Below are 14,536 nucleotides of genomic sequence, written 5' to 3' on the forward strand. Positions count from 1 at the left end.
AAGCGGGTTCAACAAGGCCTAGCAAGAGCCTGGCGCTGACGAACCGGGACGATTTCCCGAGTTATGACGAATCGAGAATCAAATCTGACGATATTCGTCATAAGTTCGTCATCGGGCGCTGCGTCCGCCGGCAATCCAGGCCTCCACGGCCTCGGAGCCGGCGCCGATCAGGACGGCGTGGTCGCCCACCTCGCTCAGCACGATGTCGAGGTCCTCGGCCAGCCGGGCGGGTGCGAGCCGGTAGACCGTGGTGCGCAGGTCGCCCAGCAGCTGGGCCCCCAGCGCGGCCACCGGTCCGCCCAGCACCACCCGGAGCGGGTCGGCGTGCGCGACGACCCCGGCGAGCACCTTGCCCAGCCGCTGGCCCAGGTCCCGGGCGAGCTGGACGACGACCGGGTCGCCGGTCCGGCCGGCCGCGACGAGGTCGGCGAGGTCGAGGGCGCCGTTGCGGGAGAGCGCGTCGGCGAGCACCTGCGACCGGCCGCGGTGGGCCTGCTCGGTCGCCTGGGCGACCAGCGCGGACGCGCTGACGAACGCGTCGAGGCACCCGGTCAGGCCGCACACGCACGCCGGCCCGAACTCCTCGACCCGCAGGTGCCCGACCTCGCCGGCGTGCCCGGACCCGCCGGTGCTGAGCCGCCCGCCGGACATGGTGGCGAGCGTGACGCTGCCGCCCAGCCGGACGGCCACGAAGTCGTCGATGCCGCGGGCCGCACCGGCGCGCCGCTCGCCGAGCGCCATCGCCCGCGCCGCGGGTACGGCGGCGGCCGGCGTGGTGTCGTACCGCTCGGCGAGGGGGCCGGCGAGGTCGACGTAGGCGACGGGCGCGGTGCCAGCAGCAGCCACGCCGATCGCGGCCGGCCGCCGGTCGCGGAGGACCTGGTCGACAGCCCGCAGGACCGTGGCGGTCATCGACGCCTGGTCGTCGCCGAGGTCCTGCACGTCGATGCTGACGCCGCTCTCGATCGTCAGGTGCCCGTCCAGCGCGGCCACACGGACCCGCCGCTCGGCCAGCGACAGCGCGAGGAACACCCGGTCGGCCGGCGCCGGCATCGCCACGGTCACCGACCGCCGCCCGCCCGAGCTGGCCGCGACTGGACCGTCCCGCACGTCGCCCGCCTCGGTGAGCTGGCGCAGCGGCGAGGCCAGCGTCGTGCGCGGCACGCCCAGCTGCTGGGCGAGCTGGGTCCGCGTCAGCGGTCCGTGGTCCCGCAGCCGTCGCAGCACCTCGCCGTCGAGCTCACCGGTCACGCGGGTCAAGATCTCACAGCCAGCCCGGCGACGGGGCCGATGGCTCGGGCCGCGCGACCGGCTCAGCGCGAGCGGTTGATGTCCAGCAGGCGGAGCTGGACCATTGCGTCGAACCTCGCCTCGGGGTCGCCCAGGTCGATGCCGCCGACCTCCGCGACCTTGCGCAGCCGGTAGCGGAAGGTGCTCTGGTGGGTGAACACCGCGGCCGACGCGGCACTCACGTCGCCGAAGGCGTCTAGCCACGCCGACAGGGTCTCGACCAGGTTCGAGCCGCGCTCGGCGTCGTACGCCAATAGCCGGGCCAGCGGCCCGGTCGCCTCGTCACGGTCCGCGCCGAGGTCGGCGAGCTCGAGGAGCAGCGCCTGGACGTGGACCTGGTCCATCGACGCCACCCGCCGGGCGACCCGACCCGCCCGGAGGACCCGCAGGACCCGATCGGCCGCAGCGCGGGACCGGGTGAGGTCCGAGCGCGTCTGCGCCGGGCTGCCGACGCCGACCAGGAGCCGGTGCTCCTTGCCGATGCGGTCGAGGAACTCGTTGACGACCTGTTCGGCACGGTCGACGGCGTGGTCGTCCCCGCGGATGTTGACGATCCCGTACACGACGTCGTTGACGACCGCCGTCGCCGAGTGCGGGTAGACCGCGCTGAGGTGCATCGCGAAGGCGTCCGCGACCCGCTGGCGGTTCTCCGTGCGCTGCGCCCGGCTCTCCGCGCTGCGCAGCGCGTCGTCCGAGGCCTCGGGGGACCGGGGCGCGTCCTGGGCGAGGTCCAGTGCCAGCACCAGGTAGCCGTGGTGGGCGAGTCCGAGCCGGTCGACCGCCTCCAGGGCGCCCGGGCCACCCTCGAGCGCTGTCGCGACCAGCTCCGCCCGGAGCCGACGCTCCACGTCGGCGCCCGCCCGGAGCCGGAGGAGGTGCAGCGAGACGAGCTTGGCCGACTCCTGGAGTGCCCTGGTCCGCTCGGGGCTGAGCGGTTCCCGGACGACCGCCCAGATCGAGCCCAGCACCTCGTCACCTGCCCGGACGGCGAGGGCCACCCGCGGCAGGGTGGTCTCCGTGTCGTCGTACGGCAGCGGCGGGACCTCGATCGGGCCGCGGCTGCGGTAGAGCTCCTCGAAGACCTTGCGTTCCTCCAGCAGCCGGGTGAACCGGTCGGGGACGTGGCGACCGAGGATCGACTCCACCCGCTGCGCGTCGGACACCCCGTGCTCGTCGGAGAAGGCCAGCACCCGCGAGCTCCGGTCCTCGATGGTGATCGAGGCGTCGATCAGCGTCGCGATCGCGTTCGCGAGCGCGAAGAGGTCGCCGGAGGGCAGTCCGCCGAGCGTCTCCGCGCTGGTGTCCCCGACGTCGCCCTCGGCGACGAGCGAGCGCAGCAGCGCCGTCAGCTGGGACCACGAGGCTCCCGGGGTGAGCCCGAGGACGGGGACACTGGCCTCCGCGACGGCGTCGAGGACGCGGTCGTCCACCGCGACCGGCGCACGCAGCACCAGTCCGACCGCGCCCTGCGGGCCGATCTCCTCCAGGAGCGACACGACGTCGGCCGGTTCACTGATCCCAACGCCGAGCACCAGCGCCTGCCGCGGCAGCGGCGAGTCGTCCAGCGGGTCGTGGATGACGACGTTCGTGATCTGGTCGACGTCATCCGGGTCGCCGCAGCACAGCTCGAGGAGCGTTGCGCCGAGGTCCTCCAGGACGCGGCTCAGGCTGGTCCGCGACCGGCTCATGGTGCTGCCGGGGCGCAGGCGACCAGCGGGGACGAAGGCGTCACGACCACACCGTAACGACCTCTCGCCCGCCCACGCCGTCCCCCGGGTCACGGGTGGGCCTCCGCCGACGGGACCACCGCGTCGAGCACGGGGACGGACTCCAGCAGCTCGCGGGTGTAGGGATGCTCGGGAGTCGAGAGCACGACGTCCGCCGAACCGACCTCGAGGAGCTCGCCGCGCCGCATGACCGCGACGTAGTCGCTGACGTAGCGGACCACGGCGAGGTTGTGGGAGATGAAGAGCATGGTGGTCCCCAGCTCCTGCTGCAGCTCGCGGACGAGGTTGACGACCGCCCCCTGGACGGAGACGTCGAGGGCGGACGTGATCTCGTCGGCGACCAGGACCTCGGGCCGCGCTGCGAGCGCCCGGGCCAGGGCGACGCGCTGGCGCTGACCGCCCGACAGCTCGCCCGGGAGCGCACCCGCGCGGTCGCCGCCGAGGCCGACCAGGTCGAGGAGCCGGGCGACCTCGGCCGTTCCGGACGACCTGACCCGCCGGTCGTGGCGCGGGAGCGCCTCGGCGACGGACTCCCCGACCGTCATCCGCGGGTCGAGCGAGGAGTAGGGGTTCTGGAAGACCATCTGGACCGGGCGCGGCCCGCGGCGGGAACGCAGCAGGTCGCGACCGTCGAGCGTGATCGACCCCGCCGTCACCGGCGCCAGGCCGACCGCGGCCCGCGCCAGCGTGGACTTCCCGGAGCCCGACTCGCCGACGAGGCCCACCACGGCACCGTCGGGCACGACGAGGTCGATGTCCCGCACTGCCACGTGCCCGGTACGACGCCCGCCGTACCGCACGTTCACGCGGTCGAACCTGAGCTCAGCCACGAACCTCACCCGACCCCACGGACTCGAGCGGGAGGTCCGCCTCGCCCCTCGGGTGCCAGCAGGCGAACCGGTGACCGCCGGCCGCGGGGCGCAGCCGCGGTTCCTCCTCGCGGCACAGCGCCGACGCGGCGGGGCACCGGTCGGCGAACGCGCACCCGGTCGGGAACCTCCCCGGCTCGGGAGGCCGGCCGGGGATCACGGGCAGCACGCGGGTCCGGTCGCTCCCGAGGTCGGGCACGACGTCGAGGAGCGCCCGGGTGTAGGGGTGGCGTGCCTCGGTCCGCAGGGCGCCGCTCGGGAGGTCCTCGACGATCCGGCCGGCGTACATCACCAGCACCCGGTCGCAGGTCTGGGCCACCACGGCGAGGTCGTGGCTGATCAGCAGGAGCGCGGCGCCGGTCTCGGTCCGGACGTCCGCGATCAGGCGCAGCACCTGCTGCTGGACCGTGACGTCCAGCGCGGTGGTCGGCYCGTCCGCGATCACCAGCCGCGGCGTGTTCATCAGTCCCATCGCGATCATCGCGCGCTGCAGCATGCCCCCGGAGAACTCGTGCGGGTACTGCCGCGCCCGGCGTGCTGCCGCCGGCACCTGCACCGCGTGCAGCCGGTCGACGGCGCGGGCGACCGCCCCGCGTCGGCCGAGGTCCTGGTGCTCCACCGCGGCCTCGGCGAGCTGCTGTCCGACCCGCATCGTCGGGTTGAACGAGGTCATCGGGTCCTGGAAGACCATGGCCAGCGACCGGCCGAGCAGGCCGCGGACCGCGCGGTCCGACGCTGCCTGCAGGTCCACCCCGCAGAAGTCCAGCCGGGCCGCGCTCACCACGCCCGGTCGTTCGATCAGCCGGGAGGAGGCGAGCGCGGTCAGGCTCTTGCCCGAGCCGGACTCGCCCACGATCCCGACCGCCTCACCGGCCCGGACCGAGAAGCTGACCCCACGCACCGGGGTCACCCGACCCCGTCCGGCGGGGAAGGACACGTGGAGGTCCTCGACGCTCAGCACGGCGTCCGCCTCCGGCTCACCGCCGGAGTCCGCACGGGCGTGGTCCACGACCTGCGGCGCACCCGGTCGCGCCTGGCTGCGGCCGCCTGCCACCGCGGCGGCCGTCTCGCCGAGCAGGTTGAACGCGAGGCCGGCGAGCATGATCGCCACCGCCGGGCCGAGCGCGCCGGCTGGGTTGCTGTAGATGCGGTTGATCCCCTCGCCCAACAGCCTCCCCCAGTCGTACGACGGCGCCTGGACGCCGATCCCCAGGAAGGACAGTCCGGCGAACGCCAGCAGGGCCCCGCCGGCGCCCACGGTCGCGTTGACCACGAGCGGCTCGGCGATGTTCGGGAGGATGTGGCGGCGCAGGATCCGCAGCCGGCCCACGCCCGCCACCCCGGCCGCGGCGACGAAGTCCAGTCCGTCGACCGAGGCGGCGAGCGTGGACGCGAGGCGGGCGAAGGCAGGGGCGCCGGCGAGCCCGATGCCCAGCACCGCCCCCTGGGTCCCGACCCCGAAGATCACGGCGAAGAAGAGGGCGAGCAGCAGGGCCGGGAAGGCCACGGCGATGTTGACGGCTCCCGTGACCAGGCGTCCGACCCGACGTGGCAGCACCGAGGGCGCCGTACCGAGGAGGGTCCCCAGTCCGACCGCGATCCCGACGGCGACCGCAGCGAGACCCAGCGACGTACGGGTTGCCACCAGGACCCGCGCGAAGATGTCCCTCCCGAGCCCGTCGGTGCCGAGCAGGTGCGCGGCCGAAGGTCCCTGGTGGATCGCGTCGGTGTCGACCTGCACCGCGTGGTCGCCCCAGACGACGGGGCCGAGGACGGCGAGCCCCACCATGGCGACCACCAGCGCGAGGGCAGCGGCACCCAGCGGGGTGCGCAGCACCGCCCGCCAGCTCGATCGGGTGCGCATCAGGCCTCCCTGATCGTCGAGCGGGGGTCGAGCAGGGCGAGCGTCACGTCGACGAGCAGGTTGACCAGCAGGACCAGGCCGCCGTAGATCAGGATGATGGCCTGCACGACCGGGTAGTCCTTGGCCGTGATCGACTGGACGATGCGCGATCCCAGGCCGGGCCAGGCGAAGACGTTCTCGACGAGCACCGTGCCGGCCACCATCGTGGTCAGGATCAGCCCGCCGACCGTCAGGGTCGCGGTGAGCGCATTGGGCAGCGCGTGGCGCAGGTAGATCCGACGCGCCGGCAGACGCTTGGCCCGAGCAGTCCGGACGTAGTCGGCGCCGAGGACCGCGAGCATCTCGACCCGCACGATCCGGGCGAGGATCGCGGCGGGCGCCACCGCGAGTGCCAGAACGGGGAGCACGAACGACGACGGCGTGGCCGCACCGGCGACCGGGAACCAAGCGAGGTTGACGGCGAACACGTAGACCAGTCCGACGGCGAGCAGGAACTCCGGGATCGCCCCGGCCAGCACCGAGCCGGCCGCGAAGGTCAGCTCGGTGCCGCGGCGCCGGCCGCCCCTCGTCGCCACGGCCATCACCACGCCGAGCGGTACGGCGACCGCCGCGGCCACGGCGAAGGCGAGGACCGCGAGCTGGACGGTGGCGCCCAGGCGCCCCCCGACCAGGGCCGAGACCCGCTCGCCCGATCCCAGCGAGATCCCGAGGTCGCCGGCGAGGAGGTTGCGCAGGTAGCTCACGTACTGCGTGACCAGCGGGTCGTCGAGCCCGAGCGACTCGCGCCGGGACTCGACCAGCGCGGCGGGCGCGTCCATCCCGAGCGCGGCGCGCACCGGGTCGCCCGGCACCAGGTGCAGCATCAGGAAGGCCGCGGTCACGAGCACCCACCACGAGACGAGGAAGCGAGCGCCCCGCCGAAGGGCGAACGACAGCCACGGGCTGTCGAGCACCCTCCCGGCGGCGGACGGCGTGCCGGGCTCGTACGCCATGCTGGTCATGACGCCCCCGGCCTACTCGTACATCCGGATCGACGTCGGGTCGAGGCCGACGTCGCCGAGGCCGAACCGGGCGCCCCGGGCGAAGGTCATGTAGGCCGAGTCCGCGTAGGGGACGACATCGACCGCCTCGAGCAGCGCCTCCTCGGCGGCGGCCCAGTCCTCGCAGCCATCGGTGCCGACCTTGCCGGCGGCCGCGGTGGAGAGGGCCTTGTAGTCGGCGTTGTCGACGTGGGCGAAGTTGGTGCCTCCCGGCGGGGTGGGACCACCGAAGAAGGGGACCAGCTGGCTGGGCAGGGCGGCACCGACCTGGCCGGCGGAGATGTCCCAGTCCCCGGTCCCGAAGAGGGCCTCGTTCAGCCCGGCGAGGTCGACGCCGCGGATCTCGACCTCGACGCCGATCTTCTTCCACTCCTGCTGGGCCAGCTCGGCGGTGGCCGCCATGGTCTCGCCGAAGGTGGTCAGGTAGATCATCTTCAGCTCGAGCCGCTTGCCCTTCCTGGCCCGGACCCCGTCGGCGCCCTTCGTCCACCCGGCAGCGTCCAGCGCCTCCTCCGCCGCAGCGACGTCGTGCTCGGGCACGTTGCCGTCGACCGTGTCGACATCACACGGGTCCGGCGCGACCGTGACCAGGCTGGTGGGGACCGTGCCCCGGTCGCCGACGAGGACCTTGCGCAGCTGCGCGAGGTCCTGGGCCTGCACCAGCGCGCGGCGGACCTCCTCGTCCGCCGTCGGTCGCCCGGCCGACTGGTTGAAGTGGAGCTGGCCCGCGGGAGCACGGAGGTCGGCGTGGAAGAAGTCCCGTTCGAGCAGTCGGTCCTGCTCCGTGCCAGCGACGAGGGTCGCGGTGACGTCGCCGGCGATCAGCAGGTTCGCCGCGGTGGTCTCGTTCGGGATGATCCGGATGACCACCTCGTCCGGGAGACCCTTCTGGTCCGGGTCCCAGTCCCCCGGTCCCCAGGTGTAGTCCTTGCGGCGCTCCAGCGTGTAGTGGTCGTTGGCCACCGCCTCGACGAGCTCGAACATGCCGGTGCCGGCCTTGCCCTCGACCAGCAGGTCGCGGTCGGCCAGGCCGTTGCCGCAGGCGATCGGCAGGGCGCCGAGGTTGTGGAGGAGGAAGGCGTCGGGGACGCCGCTGGCGACGGTGACCGTGCCTGTCGCGTTGTCCCCCGTCGCGACCGTCCCGGGCTGAACGTTCATACCGAGCAGGGGCGACTGGTTCGCGGGGTCGGCGACGAAATTGATGTTGTCGGCCACGACGGTCGCGGTCAGGGCGGTGCCGTCCTCGCACGCGATGCCGTCACGCAACGTGAAGACTGCGCTCCCCGCGTCGACCTCCCACTTCTCGGCCAGGGCGGGGACGGCGTCGCCGTCCTCGTCCAGGGCGACCAGCCGGCCGTAGATGAACTGTCCCAAGAACCGGCCGGCGGAGAGCACGGTCATCCCCGGGTCGAGGGCACCGGGGTCGAGGCCGATGGCCATGGTGAAGGTCTTGCCGTCCACCAGGTCGCCCTCGTCACCACCGGCACCAGTGCTCCCGGCACTCGTGCAGGCGGCCAGCGCGAGCGCGGGGACTGCGATCAACGGAACAAGCATCTTGGATCTCATCAGGTGCCTCCAGGGCGGTCTGGTTCCGCTGGGCGACGAGCGGCCGGTCGGGCCCCGGGGGGTGGGCGACGGCGGAGCGACTCGCGGGAACGGGCCGAGAGTAATCCGGGTCACACCGCTTGGTGTTCGTCAATCGCGATGAAAAAATACGCTGTGTTTCATCGGAACGAGCAACTCAGGTCCATTGCTTCGCACGGCCGGTCCGCTTAAGTTCGCTACATCACGTAGCGCTACGCCATGTAGCGAATGAAGGGACTGATCTCCGATGCCGGGACGACCCCGCGACCCTGACCTCGAGAGCCGCCTGCTCACGGCGACCTGGGCGATCCTCTCCGAGGAGGGCTACGCCGCCCTGACCCTCGCCCAGGTCGCGGCCCGTGCCGGCGCCCACCGCAGCGACGTCTACCGGCGCTGGCCCACCAAGGTCCGACTGGTCGCCGACACCCTGGCGGTGCACCTCCCGCCGGTCTCCGAGGTCGACACTGGCTCCCTCCTGTCCGACCTGCGCAGCTACGTCGACGACCTCGCCCGCTCCTGGTCGGCACCCTGGATGGACGGCCTCGTCGGCTGGCTCGCCGACCTCGCCGACGACACCGACGCCGAGGCGGCCTTCCAGGACATGGGGCTGCGTCGAGGGGACGCCCTGTGGACGTCTCTCGAGCGGGCGGTCGAGCGCGGCGAGCTCACGCAGGTGCCGGACGGTGACCTGGTCAGCGGCCTGCTCGAGGGCCCCTTGATGCACGCACGGCTGGTGCGGCGTGGTCCGCTCACCGGCGACTTCCTCGACGCCGTCGCGGACGCGGCGTACCACATCCTCATGGCCCCGGCGGCCTCACGATGACCGACCTCCACGACCTCTCGGCAGCCCAGCAGCTGCGGAGCCTGCGCCGCCGCGACGTCTCCGCTCGCGAGCTGGCTCAGCACTACCTGGACCGCATCACCAAGCTCGACGGCGAGCTCGGTGCCTTCGTCACGGTCGACGCCGAGGGCGCCCTGCAGGCCGCGGACCGCGCCGATGAGCAGCTTGCGCGCGGTGAGCACGCTCCGCTGGGTGGGCTGCCCATCGGCATCAAGGACCTGCACGCCACGGCCGGGCTGGTGACGTCCTTCGGCTCCGCCTCCCTCGCCGACCACGTGCCCACCGAGGACGCCTGGACGGTCGGGCTGATCAGGCGCGCGGGGGCCGTCGTGCTCGGGAAGACGAACGCTCCCGAGTTCGGCGTGGCGTGCTACACCGAGAACGCGGTGACGCCGACTCCTGCCGTCACCCCCTACGACGTCGGGCGCTACGCCAGCGGCTCGAGCGGCGGCGCGGCGACCGCGGTCGCCGCCGGCTTGCTGCCGGTCGCGCACGCGAGCGACGGAGCGGGGTCTACCCGTACCCCTGCCGCCGCCTGCCACCTCGTCGGCGTCAAGCCCAGCAGGGGGCTGGTCAGCCTCGCGCCGGCGAGCACGTTCTTCGCGACGGGGGTCGAGGGCCCGCTCGCGCGCACGGTCGAGGACGCGGCCCTCCTGCTCGAGGTGATGGCCCGACCGCCGGCCCGGGACCTCTACAGGTGGATCCCGAACACCGGCCTGGGCGATGCGGGTCGCAGCCGCCCCCGTCGATCACTGAGGGTCGCCTGGTGGGTCGACACCGGCGTGGCAGGTGTCGACCCCCATCCGGAGGCGGTTCGTGCGGTGCACCGCACCAAGGACCTCCTGCAGGACCTCGGCCACGACGTGCGCGAGATCCCCTCGCCCGCCGGGTACGACGAGACCACCGCCCGGGCGCTCAGCGACATGCTCAGCATCTCGGCCGCGGCGAACGTCGCGACGGTCGTGCCCGCCGACAGGCGGGACCAGCTCACGGCCCACACCCGCAACCTCGCTGCCAGGGGTGCGCAGATGACCGGGACCGACGTGGTGCTCATGCATGCAGCGCTCGCCAGCCTCGCCGGCGACTTCATGTCCGGGCTCGACGAGTACGACGTGGCGCTGACCCCGACGACGAGCGGCCCGCCCGTCCCCCTGGGCCACTTCGAGGCGCTCGGCATCGAGCACGTCAACGACCGGATGCTCGCTTGGTCCTGCTACACGCCGTGGGTCAACCTCACCGGCCAGCCCGCGGCGTCCCTGCCCTCCCACCTCGACGATGACGGACTGCCCTACTCCGTGCAGCTGGTCGGCCGTGCCCGGCGGGACGCCGACCTCCTGTCCCTGGCCGCGCAGTTGGAGCACGCAGGTCTCTGGGACACCGTCCACCCACCCCACTGGTTCCGATGAAAGGGCGGCCACCGATGTCCGCGAAGCGCACCCACCCCACGAGAGAGCCGCGGCTGGACCCCGGCGCCGGACTCACCGAGAAGGTCGTCGTACTGCCGGACGGGCGGCGCATCCGCGCCGTGGTGGCAGGTGACGCGGACGGTCCCCTGGTCGTGCTCGAGGCCGGGATGAGCGCGCCCGCAGCCTGCTGGGTGCACACGCAGCGGGAGCTCAGCCGTCACGCCCGGACGCTCTCCTACGACCGGGCCGGCTACGGCGGCAGCGACGTGGACACCGCCGACCGCACCCTGGAGCGTCTGGTCGATGACCTGGTCGACGTGCTGGACACCATCGGCGAGACCCGGCCGGTCGTCCTGGTCGGCCATAGCTGGGGCGGGCCGATCCTGCGCTGCTTCGCCGACCGGCATCCCGAGCGCACCGCGGGCCTGGTACTCGTAGACGGGACGGTCGCCGAGCTCATCAGCCCCGCCATGATCCGGATCAACACCCTGTCCTTCCGCATCAGCTCCCTCCTCGCCCGGCTCGGTGGGTCGGGCCTGGTGATGCGGATGGCGCTGTCCCACGGGTGGTCCGACTCGATCAGCCCGGCGGACCGGTTTGTCCTCGAGCGTGACTACGCCTGCCCGCGGGCGATGCGCGCGGGTCGTCGCGAGGCCGCCCAGCTGGCGAGCGCCCGTCCGCTGCTCGAGCGACTTCAGGCCGCCGGGACCCCGGACGTGCCGACGATCTGCCTCCAGGGCGGCCGCGTCGACCGCGGTACCGCGAAGCTCCGCCCGCTCTGGAACCGGATCGTCGAGCAGCTGATGGCGGGCGCACCGCGGGGTCGGATCGTGGTCGTCGAGGACAGCGGGCACCTCATCCCCCAGGAGCAGCCCGCGGCCGTGCACGACGCGGTCCTGGAGGTGCTCGGTGAAGCGGAGCGTGGTTGAGATGGCGACCCCTGCCGGAACACCCATCGGCACCGCTCTTGCCGCCCTGGCCGCCGAGGACCCCCACCGCCCCGCGGTGACGACGAGCGCCGGCACCCTGACCCGCCGGGATTTCGAGGACCGGACCAACCGCCTGGCCCGCGCGTACGTCGAGGAGGGCGTCACCCCCGACTCGTTCGTGACGATCCTCCTCCCCACGGGGGCGTCCTTCCTGGAGGCCGTCGTCGCCACCTGGAAGGCCGGTGCCACGCCGCAGCCGGTGTCGCACCGCCTGCCGGAACGTGAGCTCCGGGAGATCATTGAGCTCGCCGATCCGTCGCTCGTCGTCGGCGCGGACCTGCCGGACCGCATCTCCGCACCCGCGGGCTGGTCAGGCGCGGACGGCTTCTCCAGCGCACCCCTGCCACCGATGGTCGCGAGCTCGCTCAAGGCTCCGACCTCGGGCGGCAGCACCGGTCGCCCGAAGCTCATTGTGTCCACCGAGCCTGCGACGGCCGAGTCGTTGCGCTCCTTCGCAGCCCTGGTCCGCCTCCAGCCGGACGGCACGGTCCTCTCGACCGGACCGCTGTCGCACAACGGCCCGCTCTTCACCGACGTCGCTGCCCTGCTCCTCGGGTGCCACGTCGTGGTGATGGAGCGCTTCGACGCCGAGCAGGCGCTGGCTCTGGTCGATCGTCACGGTGTCGACTGGATGTACGCCGTCCCCACGATGCTCCGCCGAACCACCGACCTCCCCCAGGACCTCCTGGCTGCGACGGACACCTCGAGCCTGCGCACCGTCATCACCATGGCCGCCGCCTGCTCGCCTGCCCTCCGCCAGTCGTGCCTCGACCTCTTCGGGCCCGACGTCATGCTGGAGCTGTACGCCGCGACGGAGGCACACGCGGTCACCCTGGTCGACGGGCACGGCTGGCTCGAGCGCCCCGGCTCGGTCGGCCGACCCGTTGTCGGCGAGATCGAGGTCCGCGGCCCCGACGGCGCACCACGCCCGTCGGGCGAGGTCGGCAAGGTGCGTCGCCGCCAGGTCCGCGAGGAGTCGCTCACTGCGGCCATCGACCCCGCTGGGGACGTCGGACTGCGGTGACGGCCCCGGCCGTCACGGCTGGTGCACCTCGACGCGCAGGATGCGGTCGTCACCGGGCCGTGGTTCGGTGCCGCCCCAGGTCGCATCGTCAGTGTTCGACGTGACGACCCAGAGCGCCCCGTCCGGGGCCACCTCGACGGTGCGGATCCGGCCGTGGTCACCGGCCAGGTGCTCGATGGGGTCGGCGGTCGCCGCAGGTCCGTCCACGGGGAGCTGCCAGAGGCGCTGGCCACCGAGGGCGCCGATCCAGAGCGAGCCGGCGGCATGGGCGACGCCAGACGGACTGGCCTGGTCGGGGTGGATGGTGGCGATCGGCGCCTCACCGGTCGAGCCCGCGACCCCCTCGGCGTCGGGCCAGCCGTAGTCCCGGCCGGGGCGCAGGACGTTGACCTCGTCCCAGGTTCGGTGGCCCAGCTCGGTGGCGTACGCCGTACCGTCCGGGCCGAAGGCGATGCCCTGGACGTTGCGGTGGCCGCCGGAGTAGATCGGGGAGTCGCTGTCGGGGTTGTCGGCCGGGATCGAGCCGTCGAGCGCGATCCGGAGGATCTTGCCGTTGAGGGAGTCGTCGGTGGCGGCGTTCCCGGGCTCGAAGGCATCACCGGTGCCGATCCACAGGTGTCCGTCCGGGCCGATCGCGAGCCGGCCGCCGTGGTGGCGGTCGGCGGTCTGGATCCCGTCGAGCAGCACCCGGTCCACCGCCAGGGAGCCGAAGTCCTCGGCGATGGTGAGCGCCACGATCCGGTTCTCCTGCGTCCCCGACACCGAGGCGAGCACGGTGCGGTCGGCCTCGAAGTCGGGCGAGGCGACGATGCCGAGCAGGCCGCCCTCGGAGCTGACCGCGACGTCGGGCACCACCCCCACCGTCCGCGGCTCGCCGCCCTGCGCGGGGACACGCTTGACCTCGCCGGTCGTGCGCTCGGAGACCAGCGCGGAGCCGTCGGGCAGGAAGGTCAGCCCCCACGGCGAGGTCAGTCCCGTGGTCAGCTCGACCGGGTCCCCGAGCGTCGCCACGGCGGTCGGACTCGCACCCGTGGGCCGGGACGGGTCGACGGATCGCGCCCGGGGCAGGTCCGACTCACCGCCGCAGGCGCCCAGCAGGAGAGCAACCGCGGCAGCCACCGTGATCGTGGGGGTCCGCGGGCCGCGCCACCACTGCGCGCTCATGCCGCACCTCCGTTGACGTGGATGACCTGGCCGTTGACCCAGCGCGCGGGTCCGGCGAGGAACGCGACGGCCTCGGCGACGTCGGCGGGCTCGCCCAGGCGACCCATCGGGTTCATGGACGCGATCTGGTCGACCGCCTCCTGGCTCTTCCCGTCGAGGAAGAGCGTCGTCGCGGTCGGACCGGGGGCCACCGTGTTGACGGTGATGTCGCGACCGCCCAGCTCCCGGGCGAGGACCAGGGTCAGTGCCTCGACGGCGCCCTTGGAGGCGGCATAGGCGGCGTACCCCGGGATCTGCAGCCGGGTCACCGAGGTCGAGAAGTTGATGATCGCTCCACCGCGGCGCACGTGCCGCGCCGCGAGCTGGTCGACGACGAAGGTGCCGCGGACGTTGGTGCGCTGCACCCGGTCGAACGTCGCCAGGTCCATCTGTGCCACCGGCGCGAGCCGCATGACGCCCGCCGTGTGCACGACGACGTCGACGCCGCCGTACTCACGCTCGGCGACCTCGAACACCTCCGCCATCGCCACCTCGTCGGCGACGTCACCGCCGGCGACGACGGCCCGGCCACCCGCGCGGACCACCGACTCGGCCGTCTCCTCGGCGCGGTCCTTCCCCGTCGAGTGGTGCACCACCACGGCCAAGCCGTCGGAGCCGAGCCGCTCGGCCACCGTCCGGCCGATGCCGCCGGACCCCCCGTCACTAGCGCGACGCGCTCCCTGTTGTCACTCATCCGAG

At 73.3% G+C, this 14,536-nt stretch carries 12 protein-coding genes; 4 read left to right on the plus strand and 8 right to left on the minus strand.

Features of this window, described 5'->3' with window-relative positions:
• Positions 1-108 precede the first annotated feature (108 nt).
• The 6 genes from L615_RS09170 to L615_RS09195 form a co-directional block, all read right to left on the minus strand.
• Positions 109-1,251 carry an ROK family protein gene (locus tag L615_RS09170; protein ID WP_186449794.1) on the minus strand — a complete coding sequence of 381 codons (1,143 nt, stop codon included), beginning with the start codon at positions 1,249-1,251 and terminating at the stop codon, positions 109-111.
• A 62-nt stretch (positions 1,252-1,313) separates the two neighbouring features.
• Positions 1,314-2,978: a CdaR family transcriptional regulator gene (locus L615_RS09175; protein WP_145724860.1), complete on the minus strand. Its 1,665-nt coding sequence runs from the start codon at positions 2,976-2,978 to the stop codon at positions 1,314-1,316.
• An 89-nt stretch (positions 2,979-3,067) separates the two neighbouring features.
• Entirely contained in the window at positions 3,068-3,847 is a 780-nt protein-coding gene (locus L615_RS09180) for an ABC transporter ATP-binding protein (protein WP_145724861.1), read from the minus strand.
• Entirely contained in the window at positions 3,840-5,750 is a 1,911-nt protein-coding gene (locus L615_RS09185; protein ID WP_145724862.1) for a dipeptide/oligopeptide/nickel ABC transporter permease/ATP-binding protein, read from the minus strand. Before L615_RS09185 ends, L615_RS09180 begins: the two co-directional genes overlap by 8 nt.
• Complete coding sequence (locus tag L615_RS09190; protein WP_186449795.1) at positions 5,750-6,751, minus strand: ABC transporter permease; 1,002 nt, start codon at positions 6,749-6,751, stop codon at positions 5,750-5,752. The genes L615_RS09185 and L615_RS09190 overlap by 1 nt, the downstream gene beginning before the upstream one ends.
• Before the next feature lie 12 nt (positions 6,752-6,763).
• Complete coding sequence (locus L615_RS09195) at positions 6,764-8,332, minus strand: ABC transporter substrate-binding protein (RefSeq protein WP_261376613.1); 1,569 nt, start codon at positions 8,330-8,332, stop codon at positions 6,764-6,766.
• Positions 8,333-8,621: 289 nt separating this feature from the next.
• Here L615_RS09195 and L615_RS09200 point away from each other — a divergent pair, with 289 nt between their 5' ends.
• From L615_RS09200 to L615_RS09215, 4 genes are read left to right on the plus strand one after another with little or no spacing between them, the layout of a single operon-like run.
• Positions 8,622-9,197, plus strand: coding sequence for a TetR/AcrR family transcriptional regulator (locus L615_RS09200; RefSeq protein ID WP_145724863.1), 576 nt, complete (start codon positions 8,622-8,624; stop codon positions 9,195-9,197).
• A complete protein-coding gene (locus L615_RS09205; RefSeq protein ID WP_145724864.1) occupies positions 9,194-10,621 on the plus strand; it encodes an amidase in 1,428 nt (475 codons plus the stop codon). The genes L615_RS09200 and L615_RS09205 overlap by 4 nt, the downstream gene beginning before the upstream one ends.
• Positions 10,622-10,635: 14 nt before the next feature.
• On the plus strand, positions 10,636-11,550 hold the full coding sequence (locus tag L615_RS09210) for an alpha/beta fold hydrolase (RefSeq protein WP_186449796.1): 915 nt from the start codon (positions 10,636-10,638) through the stop codon (positions 11,548-11,550).
• 1 nt (position 11,551) lies between these two features.
• A complete protein-coding gene (locus L615_RS09215) occupies positions 11,552-12,634 on the plus strand; it encodes a class I adenylate-forming enzyme family protein (RefSeq protein ID WP_145724866.1) in 1,083 nt (360 codons plus the stop codon).
• 12 nt (positions 12,635-12,646) lie between these two features.
• Here L615_RS09215 and L615_RS09220 read toward each other — a convergent pair whose 3' ends face one another.
• Positions 12,647-13,798, minus strand: coding sequence for a sorbosone dehydrogenase family protein (locus L615_RS09220; protein ID WP_145724867.1), 1,152 nt, complete (start codon positions 13,796-13,798; stop codon positions 12,647-12,649).
• Positions 13,795-14,469, minus strand: a complete 675-nt coding sequence (locus L615_RS09225; protein ID WP_261376614.1) for an SDR family oxidoreductase — start codon at positions 14,467-14,469, stop codon at positions 13,795-13,797. Before L615_RS09225 ends, L615_RS09220 begins: the two co-directional genes overlap by 4 nt.
• Positions 14,470-14,536: the final 67 nt, after the last annotated feature.

It is taken from the genome of Nocardioides sp. J9 (assembly GCF_007829375.1).
Taxonomy (GTDB): domain Bacteria; phylum Actinomycetota; class Actinomycetes; order Propionibacteriales; family Nocardioidaceae; genus Nocardioides.